General features: G+C 63.7%; 16 protein-coding genes and 1 pseudogene. 8 read left to right on the top strand and 9 right to left on the bottom strand.

All coding sequences use genetic code 11. The features are described from left to right. The first annotated feature begins 221 nt into the window (after window positions 1–221). The gene (locus C483_RS06250; protein WP_006652514.1) at window positions 222–683 is read left to right on the top strand and encodes a universal stress protein; all 462 of its coding nucleotides are present in this window, start codon (window positions 222–224) and stop codon (window positions 681–683) included. Between the two features lie 37 nt (window positions 684–720). Here the strand turns inward: C483_RS06250 and C483_RS06245 are convergent, their stop codons facing one another. Then, window positions 721–1,329 (bottom strand): GNAT family N-acetyltransferase, encoded by a 609-nt coding sequence (locus tag C483_RS06245; RefSeq protein ID WP_006652513.1) that lies wholly within the window; start codon window positions 1,327–1,329, stop codon window positions 721–723. A gap of 2 nt (window positions 1,330–1,331) precedes the next feature. Further along, complete coding sequence (locus tag C483_RS06240) at window positions 1,332–1,700, bottom strand: universal stress protein (protein WP_006652512.1); 369 nt, start codon at window positions 1,698–1,700, stop codon at window positions 1,332–1,334. Window positions 1,701–1,947: 247 nt separating this feature from the next. Here C483_RS06240 and C483_RS06235 point away from each other — a divergent pair, with 247 nt between their 5' ends. Next, the gene (locus tag C483_RS06235) at window positions 1,948–3,393 is read left to right on the top strand and encodes an ATP-binding protein (RefSeq protein WP_049912479.1); all 1,446 of its coding nucleotides are present in this window, start codon (window positions 1,948–1,950) and stop codon (window positions 3,391–3,393) included. Window positions 3,394–3,471: 78 nt separating this feature from the next. Here the strand turns inward: C483_RS06235 and C483_RS06230 are convergent, their stop codons facing one another. Further along, complete coding sequence (locus tag C483_RS06230; RefSeq protein ID WP_006652510.1) at window positions 3,472–3,750, bottom strand: hypothetical protein; 279 nt, start codon at window positions 3,748–3,750, stop codon at window positions 3,472–3,474. A 171-nt stretch (window positions 3,751–3,921) separates the two neighbouring features. Here C483_RS06230 and C483_RS06225 point away from each other — a divergent pair, with 171 nt between their 5' ends. The 5 genes and pseudogenes from C483_RS06225 (at window position 3,922) to C483_RS06205 (ending at window position 9,833) form a co-directional block, all read left to right on the top strand. Beyond that, on the top strand, window positions 3,922–4,407 hold the full coding sequence (locus tag C483_RS06225) for a hypothetical protein (RefSeq protein ID WP_006652509.1): 486 nt from the start codon (window positions 3,922–3,924) through the stop codon (window positions 4,405–4,407). Window positions 4,408–4,482: 75 nt separating this feature from the next. Further along, on the top strand, window positions 4,483–5,307 hold the full coding sequence (locus tag C483_RS06220; protein WP_006652508.1) for an MBL fold metallo-hydrolase: 825 nt from the start codon (window positions 4,483–4,485) through the stop codon (window positions 5,305–5,307). A gap of 153 nt (window positions 5,308–5,460) precedes the next feature. Next, entirely contained in the window at window positions 5,461–6,933 is a 1,473-nt protein-coding gene (locus C483_RS06215; protein ID WP_006652507.1) for an ATPase domain-containing protein, read from the top strand. Window positions 6,934–7,240: 307 nt separating this feature from the next. Continuing rightward, window positions 7,241–8,449 carry a sensor histidine kinase gene (locus C483_RS06210; protein ID WP_006652506.1) on the top strand — a complete coding sequence of 403 codons (1,209 nt, stop codon included), beginning with the start codon at window positions 7,241–7,243 and terminating at the stop codon, window positions 8,447–8,449. A gap of 107 nt (window positions 8,450–8,556) precedes the next feature. Next, window positions 8,557–9,833: pseudogene (locus C483_RS06205) on the top strand (RNB domain-containing ribonuclease). A gap of 77 nt (window positions 9,834–9,910) precedes the next feature. On the opposite strand, the gene C483_RS06200 reads toward C483_RS06205, so the two are convergent. From C483_RS06200 to rtcA, 3 genes are all read right to left on the bottom strand, one after another. Next, complete coding sequence (locus tag C483_RS06200) at window positions 9,911–10,483, bottom strand: GNAT family N-acetyltransferase (RefSeq protein ID WP_006652505.1); 573 nt, start codon at window positions 10,481–10,483, stop codon at window positions 9,911–9,913. Between the two features lie 164 nt (window positions 10,484–10,647). After that, window positions 10,648–11,601, bottom strand: a complete 954-nt coding sequence (gene kdgK1 / locus C483_RS06195) for a bifunctional 2-dehydro-3-deoxygluconokinase/2-dehydro-3-deoxygalactonokinase (RefSeq protein ID WP_006652504.1) — start codon at window positions 11,599–11,601, stop codon at window positions 10,648–10,650. Between the two features lie 107 nt (window positions 11,602–11,708). Continuing rightward, a complete protein-coding gene (gene rtcA / locus C483_RS06190; RefSeq protein ID WP_006652503.1) occupies window positions 11,709–12,827 on the bottom strand; it encodes an RNA 3'-terminal phosphate cyclase in 1,119 nt (372 codons plus the stop codon). A gap of 124 nt (window positions 12,828–12,951) precedes the next feature. On the opposite strand from rtcA, the gene C483_RS06185 reads away from it, so the two are divergent. Next, a complete protein-coding gene (locus tag C483_RS06185) occupies window positions 12,952–14,277 on the top strand; it encodes an MFS transporter (protein ID WP_006652502.1) in 1,326 nt (441 codons plus the stop codon). Window positions 14,278–14,303: 26 nt separating this feature from the next. On the opposite strand, the gene mutL is transcribed toward C483_RS06185, so the two are convergent. From mutL to C483_RS06170, 3 genes are all read right to left on the bottom strand, one after another. Then, entirely contained in the window at window positions 14,304–16,574 is a 2,271-nt protein-coding gene (gene mutL, locus C483_RS06180) for a DNA mismatch repair endonuclease MutL (RefSeq protein ID WP_049912478.1), read from the bottom strand. Window positions 16,575–16,715: 141 nt separating this feature from the next. After that, on the bottom strand, window positions 16,716–17,708 hold the full coding sequence (locus tag C483_RS06175) for a hypothetical protein (protein WP_049912467.1): 993 nt from the start codon (window positions 17,706–17,708) through the stop codon (window positions 16,716–16,718). A gap of 27 nt (window positions 17,709–17,735) precedes the next feature. Next, window positions 17,736–18,644 (bottom strand): dihydrodipicolinate synthase family protein, encoded by a 909-nt coding sequence (locus C483_RS06170; protein WP_006652499.1) that lies wholly within the window; start codon window positions 18,642–18,644, stop codon window positions 17,736–17,738. Window positions 18,645–18,796: the final 152 nt, after the last annotated feature.

Raw genomic sequence — 18,796 nt, 5'->3', positions numbered from 1 at the left:
AGCGGGCCGAATCGATGACTCGATGTGGGACCGTGCGTCGGTGTGTCTCTATGCTGGCGTCCCAACTGCTGTAACTGTTTCTCAATTGGACACGGTTCGAAACGAGATCGTCTGGCTCTGGGAACTGTCCTGCCAGTGGGTGCTGCAGCCATCACTGCCTCCGACACCGGTTCTGGTCCGAGGCTTTTTGCCGACTGCGCGCACATCCTCTCCATATGTCCATGGACGACAGCGAGCCGGTGACCATCGATACCGTTCTCGCCCCCGTCGACGGAAGCGATGAGTCCGCGACCGCCGTCGAGTACGCCGTCGCGATCGCAGACCGCTATGACGCGTCGGTCCACGTCCTCTACGTGCTCGGCCACGGCGTCGTCCGCGGGATGGACGCCGGCACCGTCGACGAAGCCGCCGTCGCCGAGAACTCCCAGGGCTTCCTCGAAGACGTGGGTCGGATCGCCGACCAACGAGGCGTCGCGCTGTCGACCTCCATCGACGACGGCTTCTCCCAGACCCGCAAGACGCGCCACCCCGGCAACGTCGTCCTCGACACCGCAGACGACGTCGATGCCGACTTCATCGTCCTCCCGCGCGAGCCCGTTACCGACGCCGCGTCGGCGGAGGTACTCGAGAAGGTCGCCGAGTACGTGCTGTCCTATGCGAGTCAGCCGGTGCTGTCTGTCTGAGTGGCGCGGCCAAAATGAGGTCCGGTGTCAGGACGGGCTACTCGAGTCGGATCGACATCTCCTGTTCGAAGCTCTCGGTGCCGGAGGCTTCGAAGCCGACGCGTTCGTAGAGTGCGATGGCGGGATTGTTCCAGCGTTCGACGGTGAGCCAGACGCGTTCGATACCGACGTCGCTGGCGTGGCCGAGTAGGTGTTTGAGCAGGTGGGTGCCGATCCCTGCCTGCTGGTAGTCCTGTAGGACGAAAATGGCGAGTTCCCACTCGATGTCGCTGTTGTTCTCGATTGCCGCGGGGTCGTCGGCATCGGGGACGAGCATTGCGTGGGCGATGACGTCGCCGCCACTGTCAGCGCCGCTGTCGACATCGATATCGTCGTCATTCGGCTTGTGATGGGCGATCACGTTGACGCTCTCCTCGGCAATCGTCTCGAGCCAGTTTCGGATCCGGTCTTCGCCCGTCGGTGGAATCCCCTGGGCGCGGTCGGTGGGGTCGAACCGGTCGTACATTTCGACGACCGCGTCGAGATCGGTCGTCAGTTCGCCGGGTGCCTGAATCTCGATGTCCCGGCCCTCGCGGTCCTCGATAGTCGACGGCGGCGATGGGAACGGTCCCGACGGCTCGTCGGGGTAGAGTCGCGCACGTCCCATCGTTATCGCACCAGTTTGACGGTCGTCGGCGCGTTTAGCAGGACGAACTCGGTGATCGGGCCGAGCTGAATTTTCCCCATCGGGCTGAGTGTCCCGCCGCCGATGACCAGCTGGTCGAACTCACCCTGTTCGGCGTGGTCGACGAGCGCGCTGCCAGGGTCGCCCTCGAGTCGGACGAGATCGGCGTCGACGCCGGCCTCAGAGAGCAGGGCGTTGGCTTCCTCGTACATTTCGTCCTGGCTGCGTTTCGATTCGGGTTTTTCGAGGACGGCGATGGTGAGGTCGTCGCCAACGTCCTGTGTGCGATCGATGGTTTGGCGGAGTGTTTTGATCGATTCGTCGCTCCCGCCGAGTCCCACGAGTACGTTCATACGGATTGGTGTGCACCGGGGGACGAAAATCGTTGTGCCGTCGCCAGTTGTCTCCTGGTCTCTGCTCTTCTGGTCTTTTGGTCCTCTTGTCTCCTAGTCTTCTAGTCTCCGTTGTCTGCCGGCACTGTTCCAGCACAGCCGTGGTAACAAGAGACGACGGGCAACTGGCGGAGACGATGTCGGGAGTCACTCACACACGATGGACGTGACGACGCTGTTAAGACCGTGTGGTGAGTACGATGACCGAATGAGTGATGCAGCGCTCGATGTCGTGGAGTTCCTGCTCACGACGAGCGTGTACTCGGACGACAGGACGCTTGACGAGAACGATCTCCCGCCGTCGTTCCGCCGGGTATTCTGGACCGGCGGTGTCGACAACGAGGAGGATGAGGAGGATGAACCGAACCGTCATCGCCACACCGGTATCAGCCGCCCGCTCTCGGCGACCAACAGCACCGCGCGCGAGGCAACCGGCGTCGACCGGCCGTGGGACGCCGTCTCCGAACTGATGTTCACCGACCGCGACGAGTTCTCCGGTTCGCTCTCGCTGACACAACAGGAGATGGCCGAATCCTGGTTTGCAGAGCGTGTCGATGCCGACCGCCTGCACGAGAATCCAACGCTCGCAAAGCACTTTGCGGATCACGACGCTATCGACGGCGATGTGAGCCACGAAGAGGCCCGCGAACGCAACCGACCGATTCAGGCCGACCGCGTCTGGATCGACAGCCTTCTCGAGGAGTACTTCGATACCGAGGAGGACGAGGAGATGCTCGATCTCGTCGACGTTCGCGCGCCCGAGGAGGTCGACATCACGCTCGACGATCTGGTGTTGACGGGCGACCAGGAGGCCGAAATCGACAAGATTTCGAAGGCGATCGAACACCGCGACTACCTCGCGGAGATCGGTCTGCGCGAGATCGGGAAACTGCTGTTCGTCGGCCCACCGGGAACCGGGAAAACCTCGACTGCACAGGCGCTCGCACGAGATATGGACCTCCCGTTCGTCGAGGTCAAACTCTCGATGATTACCTCGCAGTACTTGGGCGAGACGGCGAAAAACGTGGACAAGACGTTCGAGGTCGCAAAGCGACTCTCGCCGTGTATTCTCTTTATCGACGAGTTCGACTTCGTCGCCAAGACCCGCCGCAGCGACGAGCACGCGGCGTTAAAGCGTGCGGTCAACACGCTGCTCAAAGCCGTCGACAATATCTCGCTGATCGACGACGACGTGTTGCTGATCGGTGCGACGAACCACCCCGACCAGTTAGACGACGCGGCCTGGCGGCGCTTCGACGAGATCATCAACTTCCCGAAGCCGGACTACGGGATGCGCGCGGACATTCTGCAGGTCATCACCCGTACGATGGATATCGAGGAGTTCGATCCGCAACTCATCGCCGAGGCCACGGAAGGGCTAACCGGTAGCGACCTTCGGATGGTACTTCGCGAGGCGGTACTCGAGGCGCTCACTGAGGACCGAACTACCCTCACGCAAGAGGACCTGCTGAACGCGGTCGAAGAGTTCGAAGAGCGGGATACTCTGAAGAACATGGATATGATCGAGGGCGACCACGACGCGCTCGTCGCGGGTGGCGATATCGAGGGGACAGCGAGCGATGGTGGACATGGTCACGATCACGACCATGACCACGACCACGATCACGATCACGATCACAGCCACGACCACTGACCGTACAAGACCGTACCGCAGTCCGCGTCGGCCGTCGGACTCCGAATCGACGCACCGTCCGACACCGGTCTCACACAGTTACAAATCGAACTCCTCGACAGATTCTTTCGATCGAACTCGTTCTGTTCCGGAGTCAGTCTCGTCTTCGCGTCGTCGGTCGTTCTCGTCCTCGTCGTCCTCGTCGTCCGGACTTCGATACATCGCAACGGCCAGAACGACGACAGCGAGCCCACCGAACCAGATAGCAAACGAACTCGAGTCGCCAAGAACGAGCGCCGCGAGACCGGCTATGAGACTCCCGGCGGTCAGCTTTCCGTAGCCGTTGAGCCGTGGAACGGCTGTGTCGCGTTCTCCCACATTGCGTGCTGATTGGTTGCTTTAGAAAAACGTTCTCCCTCCGCAGTGTAAGGCTGATTCGGTCCGGTTGCAACCGCATCGAGGGAGGAAGACCCATGCAGAGGCGTACATGTTACCGGCCGCCTCCATAATCAGCATACCCTTTATGCGATGGCGATAAACGAGCTAACAATGACTGATGGGCTACGACCAGGCGACCGAGAGTACGACGCTGACGGTCGGAGCAACCGCGAGACGAACCGAGACACACGTCGCGGTTCGGATCATGGCAGAGTCGACAGTGGGGCCGGTTCTGGTTCCGGTACCAGTTCCAGTACGAACACCAGTACCAGTTCTCGTTCTCCCTCAGACCCCGCTGCAGCGTTCGCCCACCAGGCACAGACCGAGTACGGCGACGCGATCGACCGTCTCGTCGCGTTCGGTGACGCCGTCCAGAACGACCGCCCTGCCCACGCGTCCGTGGAACTTCTGGTCGGTCTCGCTGAGGACGCACTCGACGACGAAATCGAGCGCCAACTCGAGTCGCTTGGCGACTCGATCGGCATCGAGCACGGCATCGTCGTCTCGGTGTACGTCATCCCAGCGAAGCGGTTCGAATCGCAACCGAATCATCCGTTGATCCAGCAGGCGCTGGCGGAAGGGCAGACGTATGTGTAATCGGCGGCGACCGATCGGCCGTGAGCAGGGACGGGCCGAAGCAGGGCGATACAGTCCAACCATGGTGACCACCCCGTGCGCGTAACGCTCCTCGGCACCGGTGATACGACCGGCACACCCACCGTCGGCTGTGAGTGTGACACCTGCGAAACCGCCCGCGAGCGCGACATCGAGCGCACGCGCTTCTCGGTCCACGTCGAGAACGACCGCACTGGCGAGTCCCTGCTCGTCGACTTTAGCCCTGACTTTCGGTACCAGTTCCTGCGCGAGTCGGTCGCGCTCCCCGACGCCGCTATCGTCTCCCACATCCACTTCGACCACCTCGACGGTCTCGGCAACGTTTTTCGCGTCTTCGACTCGCTTGATGTCTACGCCGCCGACGAAACCGACCCCGAAATCGGCGAAAGCGTCGCCGAAACCGTCGCCGGCGACTACGACTACCTCGACGCCGTCACCGTCCAGCCGACGACGCCACTCGAGTCCACGCGAATCTGTGGGTTCGACGTGACGCTCGTCCCGGTCGACCATCCGCCGCTCGTCTGTTACGGGCTCGCCATCGAGGATCCCGAAACCGGGGCGAAGCTCTCGCTGTCGGGTGATACGAGCTATGCGATTCCGCAGGCTTCGCGTGAGGTGCTTGCCGACCCTGATCTGCTGCTGGCGGACGCCATTGTTCCCGCGGAACTCTGTGATGCACATCCGATCGGGGGGAGACACGAGGACGAGGAGGGAGTAGCGCGGACCTTCGGAACCAAACACATGACGCGCGAGGGTGCACTCGCGCTCGCGGACGATCTCGGTGCCACGCAAACGCGGCTGGTCCACATCGCACACTTTTATCCGGCGGACGATGCGTTTGTGGAGCCGCTGGCACTTGACGGCGAAACGTACGAGCTGTAATCGCCGCGGCTCCTGTTGGCTGGTCGTCGATCTGTGGTGATCGATCTCACCCAAAACGGCAGTTAGCGGCAGGTAGACGCTATCGTGTAGCGCGAGTTCTTTCCTCACCCGCAAGCGATTACTTAATGGCACTCAAGTGCTTTCAAACCCTACATGAAACATCGAACGTCCCCGGTGAGTAGCGGGGTCGATGGCCTCGACGATATTCTACACGGCGGGTTCGTTCCGGGGCGAATGTATCTCGTTCACGGCCAACCCGGCACCGGGAAGACGTTGCTCGGGATGCACTTTCTCGAGGAGGGGCTGAACAACAACGAGACGGTACTGTTCATCCACGGCGAGGAGTCGAAAGAGGAGATCATCGCGAACGGCAATGCAGTCGGTATCGACGTCACGGACGCGGAATTTCTCGATCTCGGCCCGGACTCGGATTTCTTCACCGAAGACTACTCCTACGATCTGGTCGACCCGAGCGATATCGAACAGGATCGATACACGCAGGACATCCACGACGCAATTCGGGAGATCGACCCCGACCGGGTCGTCGTCGACCCTATCACCCAGCTACGGTACGTCGAGGCGAACGACTACCAGTTCCGAAAACGGATCCTCGCGTTCATGCGGTTTCTCAAACAGCGTGAGATCACCGTCGTCACGACCGCAACGCCCTCCACGGACCAGGAGTACGACACCGAAATCCGCTCGCTCAGCGACGGCATCGTCGAACTCACACGCGGCGACGGCGGTCGCCGCATCAAGGTCGCCAAGCATCGTGCACTCGGCCAGCGCGAGGGTGACCACGGGATGGAGATCCGTGGCAACGGCCTCGAAATCTTCCCGCAACTGGTCCCTGAGCGCCACGAGCACCCGTTCGAATCGATCCAACTCGAGTTCGGTATCGAGGGGCTGGACGAACTCGTCGGCGGCGGCTTCGATAAGCGCACCGTGACGTTCATCAGCGGTCCGACGGGAGCGGGCAAGACCTCGACGGGGACGCAGTTTCTCGCACAGGCGGCGAAAAACGGGATGAAATCGGCAGTGTACCTCTTCGAGGAGGATATGGAGACCTACGAGCATCGTTCCGAGGCGATCGGAATGCCGGTAACGTCGATGCGCGAGGAGGGGACGCTGTCGATTACCGAAATCGAACCGCGGACACTTTCAGGCGAAGAGTTCGCGCACATGGTCAAACAGGAGGTCGACAAGCGGGAGACGGATATCGTGATGATCGACGGACTTGACGGCTACACGACCTCAATTCAGGGCAACGAGGACATGCTCGTCCGAAAGCTTCACGCGCTTACCCGCTATCTCAAGAATCGGGGCGTGACAGTGATGATCACGAACGAAATTTCGGAGATTACGGGCATCTCGAACGCGACGAGTAACAATCTGAGCTACGTCGCGGACAATCTCATGTTCCTGAGTTACGTCGAGATGGACGGCAGCCTCCGGAAGGTCGTTGGTGTTCTCAAGAAGCGTTCGGGGAGTTTCGAGCACAATCTCCGAGAGTTCGAAATCGCGAGCAGCGGGATCCGTGTCGGTGAACCCCTGACCGGACTCTACGGCATCCTCCAGGGAACGCCGCGAACGGGCGGGCCGACTGAACCGAACTCCTACGAATGAGAGGCAGTCGACTGGACGTATCGACTACGAACGGGGATGCAGATGGGGATCGGACGAATGGTGTGTCGGCGCAGCGTCCTGATCGGTGTAGGGGCAGTGGAGACTGGCGATCACGGTCGACCGATACACTGCAGCCGACCTGGACGTCGGACGTGGTTCACAGATCTCACGCGGTCCAGACGTGGCAGGTGGATTGTGCGCTACACACGGCTCACACATTACAGGCGGTTCACACACCACAGGCGGCTCACACACCACAGACGGCGAAACCAACGCACGCAGATCGCACAGGACAGACACCCCATCTATGAGCTCGAACACATCCACAGCCGGAACCCAGACCAACACGATACAGTTGCTCATCAACGAGGAGGGAAATCGCGCCGCGATCCGCAAACTCCTCGAGGACCACTACGAGGTCAGGACCACACAATCCATCGGACAAGCCGACCTCTACCTCGTCGACGATCACTCGTTCCCGGACTACCACGCCGCCCTCGAAGAGCGCGTCGCCGAAAGCGAACCCGTCTTCTGTCCTGTCGTCCTCATCCGTCGAGCCGACAGCAATCCACAAATTACGCTTCCAGACGTCGACGAGCGCGTAACTCCCTCCCTCATCGACGACATCATCGACGCACCGATGGACCGCACGCTGCTCTTTCGCCGACTCAACTCACTGCTCGTCCGCCGCGAACAGTCGAAAGACCTCCTCCACTACATCTCACAGCTCGAAGCGTCCAACCAGTCACTCGAGCAGTTCGCCTACGCCGCCTCCCACGACCTGCAAGAACCCCTGCGGATGGTCTCGAGCTACCTCCAGCTCATCGAACAGCGCTACAGCGACGGGTTCGACGAAGACGGCGAGGAGTTCCTCGAGTTCGCCATCGACGGCGCGGATCGAATGCGCAGCATGATCGACGCGTTACTCGAGTACTCTCGGATCGACACGGAGGGCGATCCGCTGACGCCGACGGAGCTGGATGACGTGCTCGTAGACGTCAGACAGGATCTGCAGGTAATGATCGAGGAGCACGACGCACGGATCGAGTCGGAGTCACTGCCGACGGTGGCTGGGGATGCGGATCAGTTGCGCCAGTTGTTCCAGAACTTGCTCTCGAACGCGATCGAGTACAGCGGCGACGAGCAGCCAGCGATCACGATTACGGCGGAACAACGGGGAATAGAGTGGGAAATTTCGGTTCACGACAGAGGGATCGGTATCAAGGCGGATGACCAGGAACGGATCTTCGAAGTATTCCAGCGCTTGCACAGCCACGAGGAGCGCTCCGGAACCGGTATTGGACTCGCACTGTGCAAGCGGATCGTCGAGCGACACGACGGGCAGATCTGGGTGGAGTCAGAACCGGGGGAGGGTGCGACGTTTTCGTTTACGTTGCCGGTGGAGACGACACACGAGCGAGATGGACGAGAAGAGCAGCGGGGAACGGACGGTCAGGGCAACCATGACAGCCAAGACGACCAGGACGGGAAAACCGAGCGGGAACAAGCGGTCTAATACCACAGAAACCTCCTCTCGCGTTCGATTCGCCGACGTATCGACCCGGAACCGTTTCGAAACCCGATCCCGACACGACTTTCACCCTCTCGTCCGTACCCCTCGCCATGAGCGACGACGCACAGGCCGAAGCCGGCACGGCCGAAGGGCAGGGTCCCGTCCAGATCTCGGAGGACCTCGCCCGCCATCTCGAGAACAAACGCGACGACCTCTTCGAGAAGTTCGAGATTCGGGACGAGTTCCCCGAGGCGGTACTCGAGGAGGCCGAAGCGCGAACGCAGAACGTACAGTCGGAAATTTCGGAGGGGATCGACGACCGAAAGGACCTGCGAGACCTGACGACCTGGACGACGGACCCGATCGACGCCCAGGACTTCGACGACGCGCTCTCGATCGAAGAGCGCGAGGACGAGTACGTTCTCTGGGTGCACATCGCCGACGTGACCCACTACGTCAACCCGGAGACGGCGATGTGGGACGAGGCCGTCGAGCGCAGTAACACGGTCTATCTGCCGGGCTATACGATCCACATGCTGCCGCCGATTCTGGCGGAGTCGGTTTGCTCGCTCGTGCCGAACGAGGAGCGTTTCGCCCACACCGTCGAGATGCACCTGGACAAGGCTGTCTCTTATACACATCTCTGATGGCGCGAGGGNATGTGTATAAGAGACAGGCCGAGAACCGACTCGACGATCCCGACGCGCCGCTGCACGAGGAGAACAAACTCGTCCACGAAGTCGCAGACCGGATGCACGAACAGCGCAAGGAAGACGGCTCGCTCGTCTTGAACCCGAGCCGCGACCGCGCACACACGATCATCGAGGAGTGTATGCTCAAGGCCAACAAGGCCGTTACGCACACGCTGATGTGGGACCGCGGCGTCGAGGCGATGTACCGCGTCCACCCGCAGCCAAGCCCGGACGAGTGGTCCGAGGCGCTGCGCGAGATTCAGGATCTGGACGGCGTCTCGATCCCCGGCGACACCTGGGAGGACCCACGGAAGGCCGTCAACGCGACGCTCGAGGAGGCACCCGGTCGACAGCTCGATAAGATTCAGTGGGCCGTGATGAAGGTGATGCCCCGCGCGAAGTACATGAACGACCCGTTCGGCGGCCACCACGCGCTGAACTTCGAGATTTACGGCCACTTCACCAGCCCGATCCGCCGGCTCTCGGACCTGATCAACCACTGGATCGTCTACCAGAACGACGTGCCCGAGAATCTCGTGGAACTCTGTGACCGCGCGAGTGATAAGCAGAAGGACGCAGAACAGTGTGAGCGCGAGTACAAGCAGTTCCTGCAGGAGGTCGGCCTCGATCCGATGGCGGTCAACAACCGCGGGATCGAAATCGTCGACGACGACGAAGCCGAGAAGACGCTGTAAGCGGAACTGGGACCGCGGGAGACCGCAGACCCACTGGAGCGCGTGCGCCAGCAGCACGCCATTACCACAGCGACACGTTACAGCGACTTTTCGTAGATGTGCTCCTCGAGTACACCCTCACCATCGATGGGCTCCAGATCCGACGGTCGCGTTTCAATTCGCTCGAAGCCGCTCGATTCGTAGAACGAGACCCCGACCTCGTTGTCCGCGAGGACGGTGAGGCGAAGCCGCTCGCTGTGTGAGCGCAGGTCGGCCTCGACGCGCTCGATCAGCCCAGTCCCGACTCCCTCGCCCCAGACAGTCGGCCGGGCGTATAGCCGTGGGAGGTATGCGGTTTCGGGCTCGTCTGGATCGACGCCAGCGTGTGCGAAGCCGACGGCGGCTGCAGCGTTCTCAGCGTTGCCAGCGTGCTTGTCACTGGCTGGGTCGTCGTCTTCGGGCGGAACGGCGACCAGAAACGACGCCCCCGCTTGGTCGGCTGCGTTCGCGATGGAGGACTCGAGTTCGTCCAGTTCGTACCAGTCGTCGATCATCCGGTCGACCTGCGACGCGCCGAGGAACTCGTCGTAGGCGGCGTGCCAGCTTTCGCGGGCGATTTCCCGGATGATTGCTGCGGCCGACGGCGGTGCCTGGCGAATAGTCCAGTCCATAATGGAATTTCAGACGTAGTCGGCAAAAGTACTGGCCTGGTGTGTCTTGGTGTCTCACAGTTGGTGTCTTGGAGTCGGTGTCTCACAGTTGGTGGAGGTACACATAGAAGAGCGGCGGATCACGCAGAGACGAGAACAGAACTCCAGCTTCCAGCCAACAGCTGTCAGCGCGAAATATCCTCGCCGCGCTCCGAAACGACTTCCTCGACCTCCGCTTCCGTAACGAGCGCCGCGTCGCCGGGAATCGTCCGCTTCAGTGCCGCCGTTGCGGCCGCGTACTCGAGTGCCGTCGGGACGTCGTCGCCGTCGAGTCGGCGGGCGATGAACGCGCCGGTGAAGGCGTCGCCGGTACCGATGGCGTCGGCGGTATCGGTCTCGTAGGCAGCTTGATCGTGGACGACGCTGTCGTGCCAGCCGATTGCCCCCTCGTCGCCGCGGGTGACGACGACGGTGGTGAAGTTGTACTGGGAGCCGAGTTTGTGTGCGAGCTGGCGCGGGTCGCCCTCGAAGCCGAGGACGGTGCGAGCGTCGCGAGCGGCGATGACGAGAATGTCGATGCCGGGGAAGAGTCGGGTCATCGTCGACTCGGCTTCCTCGGGCGTCCAGAGCTTGCGCCGGTAGTTGAAGTCGAGCGCGGTCGTCGTCCCGCCCTGTCTGGCCGCCTTGAGCAGGTTCGCTGTGGCGTCCCGAAGTGATTCCGAGAGTGCGGGCGTGATCCCGCTGGTGAAGAACACCTGCGCGTTCTGAATCAGATCGAGATTGAACTCGCTAGCCGAGGCGGTCGTGATGGCGCTATCCGCGCGGTCGTAGATGACGTTCGTGCCGCGGGGCGAGCCACCCTGTTCCAGATAGTAGGTGCCCTGCCGGCCGCGGTGGCTCCAGACCACGTCGGTCTCGATACCGTGCTGTCTGAGTTCGCCGACGACGCGTCGGCCGAGCGGCGTCTCGGGAACCTTCGACAGCCAGGTGGCGTCCGTCCCGAATCGCTGCGCCGCGATGGCGACGTTGCTCTCTGAACCGCCGGCGTGGACCTCGAGTTCGGTCGCGTTCTCGAGTCGCTCGTGTCCGGGCGGGGAGAGTCGGAGCATCGACTCGCCAAAGGTGACGAGTTCGCTCACGAGTCGACCCTCCGCCGTCGGCCAGTGCCGTCTGTCCGAGTCATACCGCGACCATCGAACGCTGTCGGTATAAGTTGTTCTGGTGTCACGTGAGCGTCCCCGTCGGCTCAGATGCCGCCGACTTCACCGACTTCGGCACCCGACTCCACGGCGACCGTGGCCGTCTCTCCCGCCCCCTCACCGACGCGCTCGACCGGGACGCCGAACGACTCGAGAAGGTCGCAACTCGAGTCGACGTGATCGGTGACGGTGGGAACGCGAACTCGGCCACCGGCGAGTGCGAGAAAGACGAGGAGCTGATCAGCCAGATGGCGGTCGACGGCTGCGTCGCCGGCCAGAAATCGGTTCGCGGCGTTCGCGGCGTCCTCGCCGACGCGCTCGGCTGGCACGCCGCGCTCACCGAGTGCGCTGCAGCCCGCAACCGGAACGCCGTCTTCGGACTCGAGTCGGAGCACGATCGCCGAGCCGGGACAGGCGCTCGCCGCGGTCGCCTCGATCCGCTCGACGACCTCGCACTCGGCGAGCGCTGAGTCAGTGCCGGGGGTCTCAGCTCCCACCGACTCGAGTCCCAGCCGATTCAGTGCACCCGCAGTCTGTCGGTGTGCTACGTCCTGCTCTGCAAGCGCGGTGGCCTCCGTCGAGTACGCACGAACGCCGGCCACATTCGGCCGCTCGACCAGCGAGGGAGCGTCGAGTGGGTCGATCTTGGACGGCGCGAGATGGAGCGTCGCCTGTCCACCACCATCGGGATAGAACCCGCGCCGCTCACACTCGATCGCGGCAGTGAGGCCGAATCGGCGCAGCAGTGGCAGTTTCACGTACCGCGTGTAATCGAGCGGCGGCGACCACGCCACGTCCGTCCCGCCGGTCACCGTCAGCGACAGCGGGGACTCGAGTACGGTCGCCAACGGGAGGACGGCGTCGAACAGCAGCGTCACGCTGCCGGCGGTACCGATGTCGACGGCGTACTCTCCGCCTGCGAGCCGCGACTCCCCGGGATCGAACGCGACGGTCTCCGCGCCGTGGTCGGCACCCGACACCTCGGCGTCGGTGAGTTCGGCCATCGTCTCGAGTACCGCCAGGTGCTGGTGGCCCAATCCCGGTGTGGGTCGGTCGCCGCGAACGTTCTCGATCCGGATCGGTCTGGACTCGAGTACAGAGAGCGCGAGCGCGCTTCGCAGGAACTGGCCGCCGGCGTGTTCGCCGTCGAGTTCGAGCGTGGTCATAGTATAGCAGCAGGTACGGGCTGGAGTGCCGTTTCGTTGTCGACACAGCGACTCACCAGTGAGCGGGCGGCACATACTTCCGCTTCGTGAACGTTTTCGGTGCTTCGGCGGAGATTCCCAGCGAATGCGACTCTGGGCCGACCCGCTCCGACGGCGCTGGATACTGTGGCTGACACTCGGCGTCGTCTTCTTGCTGGTGAACCTCAACCGGCTCTCGTCGGCGGTGCTCTCGGAGGAGCTGATGGTGTCGTTCGGGACGACCGGCGCACAGCTCGGAACCCTTCACGCGATGTTCTTCTGGGTGTACGCGTTCATGCAGATTCCGACGGGCATCCTCGCCGACCGGATCGGGCCGCGACGGACCGCCACGATCGGCGGACTGGTGATGAACGTCGGCGTCGTCTGGTTTGCCTTCGCGGACGGCTACCTGAGCGCAATCGCGGCCCGCGGGCTCGTCGGGCTGGGTGGGAGCGTCATCTTCGTCTGTATTCTGCGCTTTTGTGCGAACTGGTATCGGGCAGACGAGTTCGCCACGATGAGCGGACTCACCTTCGCCGTCTCCGGCGTTGGCGGGGTTCTCGCGACGACGCCACTCGCGCTCGCCGTCGACGCGGTCGGCTGGCGGAGTTCGATCGCCTGGCTCGGCATCGCCGGTCTCGTCGCGAGCGTCGGCGTTTTCCTCTTCGTTCGTGATACACCCCAAAGCGCCGGCTTCGATCCGATCGAAGGCGTACCGGGACAGCCGACGCTGACGAACGCAGAGCTTCGCACGTACCTCTCTGACATCCTTCGGGACCGGTGGATCTGGGTCGTCAGCATCATGCTGTTCTGTACGACCGGACTGAATCTCACGCTGTTCGGTCTCTGGGGGATCCCATACGTGGTCCAGCTGTACGACGTCTCGGTCGCCTACGCCTCGACGTTCACCCTGCTCGGTGGCGTCGGCATCATGATCGGGCCACCGGCGTTTGGCTGGCTCTCCGACCGACTCGGTCGGCGGGTCGAATTGATGGTCGCCGGCGGGACCGGTTTCGTAGCCTGCTTCGCCGTGCTTGCGATTCTCGGAAACCCGCCGCTACCCATCGTTGGGCTCGCGTTCTTCATGGCCGGCACGCTGCTCGGCTCGTTTCTGCTCGGCTACGCCATGGTCAAGGACCGTCACCCGAGCAGCGCCAGCGGCCTCTCGACGGGAACCGTCAACGGCGCGGCGTTCTTCGGCGCGGCGATGCTCCCGACGGTGATGGGCTGGATACTCGACGCCTACTGGACCGGCGAACTCGTCGGCGGCGTCCGGGTCTACACGGAAACCGGCTACCAGATCGCGTTCGTGATTGCGACCGGTGCAGCGCTCGTCGCGCTCCTCTGTAGCGTCTGGCTCTACTACCACGAACGCCACTCTGAGAGCCCAGCCCGCTCGCTCGACGAGCCGGAGACACACCGCGCAGAATAGCGACCGGAAACCGGCACAGCGGCACCTCAGCCGCTGTGGCCCGGATAATCTCGCTCGAACCGATCCTCGATCTCGGCCTCGTCGAACTGCACGATCACCGGCCGCCCGTGGGGGCAGGCGTACGGATTCGCACAGTCGTCGAGCGCCGCGAGTAGGTCGACGACGGAGCCCTCCGTCAGCGACGTGTTGCCCGTAATCGAGGGATAACACGCCAGGTCGCCGATAAACTCGTCCGCCAGCGCGTCGACCGTCTCCGCGCCCGCCTCGCGGTCCCCCTCGACGAACGAGACGAGCACATCCCGAAGCTGATCCGGATCGAGCGTCTTCTCGAACACCGCCGGCACGGTCGTCACCGCCACCGTCCGGTTGTCGACCCGATCCGCGTAGAAGCCGAGCTGGGCGAGCGCATCGCGGTAGGCCGCGAACGCCTCCGCTTCGGCCGCGGTCAACTCGAGTTCGACTGGTGACGCAAGCGCCTGCGCGGACGAGTCCTCGCCGAACGCAGCCCGAAGGCGCTCGTAGTTGACCCGTTCGTCGGCGGCGTGCTGGTCGATCAGTACGAGGCCGTCGTCGGTTTCGCAGACGAGGTAGGTGTCGCTGAGCTGGCCGAGCACCCGTAGGGGCGGCAGCGAGTCGAACTCGTGGTCGTAATCTCCGCCTGTCGCAGCGTCGCCTGCGAGCGTTCGTTGTTCCGTTGCGGCGTCGAACTTGCCGCTTCCACCCTTCGTCTCGGTGGTTTCCGGCGTCTCCATCGAGGAGTCGGCTGCGGATTCCGAATCTGGTTCCAGTTCCGGCTCCGAGTCCGAGTCCGAATCCGGAACCTGCTCGCCTGGGTCACCCGCACCGCTCGGCGAACTGGACGATCCGACGGAGCCGGGATCAGTCGAATCATCGTCTGGGTGGAACTCTGCAGCCGACTGGAACTCGGTGGTGGCCGATTCCGTCGACTCACCCGCTGGCGACTCCGTCGCATCCACCGACTCTGCCGAGTTCGGGTCTTCTGCTCGATCCGGCGTCGTCGGTTTTCGATCGCCACCGGCAGCGCTCGTGGCTGTCTCCTCGTTCGTACCGCTCGCTGTGTCACCGCTCTCGAGTACCCCCGACTCGTCGGCGTCGCCTTCGGACGTGGACGTACCCGTTTCCGCTGCACTCGTCTCGGCTCTATCACCCGCCCGCTCTGCCAGTTCCTCCTGCGTCGGCGTCACCCGCGTCTCGCCCGGCGCCGAGCGACCGCGCGGCGCTCGCGAGCGAAGCAGGCCGTGCTCGAGGAGGGCGCTTTCGACCGCCGAATCGACCTGCCGGCGCACTGCATCGTCGTCGTCGAATCGCACCTCCCGCTTTCGCGGGTGGACGTTCACGTCGACGGCGTCGCCGGGGACCTCGTGAAAGAGCACGACGAACGGGTAGCGGTCCCCACCGAGTTGCGTCCCGTAGGCACCCATAACCCCCTCTCGAAGCGCGTCCGAGGTCACCGCACGGTCGTTGACGTACGTCGCCAGGTACTCTCGGCTCGCGCGATTCGTCTCGGGATGGGAGACGAGCCCGGCGACGGACTCGAGTGGCCCCGGCGGGAGTTCGTCGCCGTCGGCGTCGACGGGGATCATCGCGGAGGCGACCTCGCGACCGTAGACGGCGAGCACGGCGGCTTGCAGGTCGCCCTGGCCAGTCGTCGAGAACACCTCGCGGCCGTCGTGAGTCAGTGAGACGGCCACCTCGGGGTTGGCGAGCGCGTAGCGGGTGACCACGCGGTTGACGTGGGCGAACTCGGTCGCCGTCGTCTTGAGAAACTTCCGGCGGGCGGGCGTGTTGTAGAAGAGATCCGCGACCTCGACTGTCGTCCCCGCGGGACAGCCGGTCGGCGAGACCGACTCGACGGTGCTACCCTCGTAGACGAGTTCGGTTCCCGCGCCGTCGCCGTCCTGCGGGCGCGACTGGATGGTCAGGCGCGAGACGGAGCCGATGGTGTGCAGGGCCTCGCCGCGGAAGCCGAGGGTGGCCACGCCTGACTCGAGGTCGTCGAGACCGCTGATCTTGCTCGTCGTGTGCTGGCGGACGGCGGCGCGAAGGTCGGCTTCCGTCATGCCGTGACCGTCGTCTGCGACGCGGACGAGGTCGGTGCCGCCGGCCTCGACGGTGACGTCGATGCTCGAGGCCCCGGCGTCGAGGCTGTTCTCGACGAGTTCCTTGACGGCGCTTGCGGGCCGCTCGACGACCTCGCCGGCGGCGATGCGGGCGACGGTGTCCTCGTCTAACTGGTGAATCTCGGTTTCGTCGGTCGGTGGTTGTGTGTCGGTCATGGTTCGAGCACAGTTGGCGAGAGTTCGAACCGACTCGAGTGCAAATGCAAGTGCGAGTTCGAGTACGAGCACGAGCACAACTCCGATGTCGGTCCGGACGATGGCGGTCGGCGTCTGGTTCCAACTGGGGCTCGAGGGAGGTCAGAATTGCGGTTCGTCAGCCGTGACTGGGTCGACTCGCTGTGGTCGGTTCCGGCCGCTCGTCTCGACGGCCTCCAGCACAGTGTCCACATCGTCTATCGCCGAGCGATCACACCGGATATCTGGCCACCAGCGCCGCTCGAGGATAAGGTGATCTTCGGTCAGGCGGACGCCGGTGAGTCGGTCCCAGGGAACGACACGCCGGTAGGACGGCCGAAATCGTGGTTCGACAACGAGGCCGTCTGCGTAGGCCCGAATCTCGGCACGAGCGTACTCGAAGTCGGGGACCGAGAACAGCGTGGTTGGCGTATCGCCCGACGACGGGAGTCGAACGGTCGGTGCCCAGCCAACAAGGAGGCTGAGTGCGCCGAGCGCGCCAAGCCGAGTCGAGAGTCTGTTCGACCCCGAAAGCGTGTACGTGAGACCAGCGAACAACAACGATCCAATCCCGAGTGCAATCAGCGGCGGGTTGGGTCCCGACTGGTACCACGTCCACTCGATGATCGGCTCTCCGTTATCGACCGTCGCACCGACGGCGAGATCGTGTGCGGCGTGTGCTGCGAGCCATCCCGTCAGCAGGATGCCGGCCGCCGGGATGAGAAGGAGGAGCGCGAGCCCCGTTTCTGGAACGAGACCCGTCGAATCGAGGACGAGTGCGCTGCCAGCAACGAGCGGTGCGGGCAGCCAGAGGGCAAGCGTTCGCCACCGAAAGCGACCGAGGCGGAACAGGAGGGCGGGGCGAATCCGGGCGAGAACGATCCCACCGAGAACCCCTCCCGTGAACGCGGTCGGCAGGGACGTAAGGAGGACCTCGGCGGTCGCGCCCGTGGTGACCGAGACGAGCGCGGTGACTCCCACCGCGACGACGGCAAGATAGAGTCCGACGGCGGCAGGCGTGCTCACGCCGACCTCAAGGTCGGTTTGGTCGGATGGGTTGGTCAGATCGGCCATCCCACCGACACCCGCCGTCGAGTCAGGTGCGGGGTCATTCATGTGTCAGCACATCACTACTTCGGCGTATCAATCTTCCGACTGTACGAGACTGTCGACGGCCCGTCCGATCGCCGCCCGCCCGTCGTCGGGAACGGAGACGAGCGGCGGCCGAACCGCATCCGAAGGAAGCACGCCGTGGTACTCGAGTGCCGTCTTCGTCGCCGGCGCGAAGCCGTACTCGCCGCAGGCGTCGAACAGGTCGGTAACGGCGGTCTGAAGCGCCGCTCCCCGACCGCCGGTGGCCGTCTCGTACAGGTCGGCGTACGCCTCGGGTGCGACGTTCGAGAGCGCGTTCACGCCGCCGTCGGCACCCATCCGTAGCGCCGGGACGAGGAGTGCATCGTAGCCCTGCAGCATGAGAAAGTCCGAATCCGCATCGGTGTCGGCCGTCCGGCGCATCGTCTCGAGGAAGTATTCGAGGTCGCCACTCGAGTCCTTCAGGCCGAGCACGTCGTCACGACTCGCGAGCGCCGCTACGGTTTCCGGCGCGATTTCCTGTCCGGTACAGGCCGGAATGTTGTACAGCAACAGGGGCAGCGACGACTCGTCCGCGACGGTCTCGAAGAACCGCTGATTGCCGGCCGGCGCGTTCGCCGTGTGAAAGTACGGCGGTGTGACGACGGCAGCGTCGGCACCGACCGCAGCGGCGTCCTCGATGGCGGTGAGCACGTCGTCGACGCTCGTCGCGGCCGCACCGGCCAGCACCGGAACCTCACTGTCGGCCTGCTCGACGGTGAGTTCGGTTACCCGCCGGCGCTCGTCCCGCGACAGGCTGGCAAACTCGCCAGTCGTCCCGCAGGGAAAGAGGCCGTCGATGTCGCCTGCGAGAAGGTACTCGAGTAGGTCTCCGAGTGCGCGTTCGTCGACGGCTCCCGTCTCGTCGAACGGCGTGACGATGGGGCAGGTAATTCCGGTGAGTGACTGTCGAAGGGTCATACGTGGGTGTCTTGTCGGGATCTGCAAAAGCGTATGCCCGTCGTCGATGCCCGCTGGCCGACTTGCTCACGCGCTGGCTCGCTGTGAGGGCGGTGAGACTCGATCGGGCACGCTCTTCAGTTAGCTATTTGACTCGTGCCGGTGAACGTCCC

This window comes from Natrialba hulunbeirensis JCM 10989, from assembly GCF_000337575.1.
Lineage (GTDB): Archaea > Halobacteriota > Halobacteria > Halobacteriales > Natrialbaceae > Natrialba > Natrialba hulunbeirensis.
The sequence above is the reverse complement of the archived record's forward strand: the minus strand, read 5'-3'. Positions and strand labels throughout refer to the sequence as shown.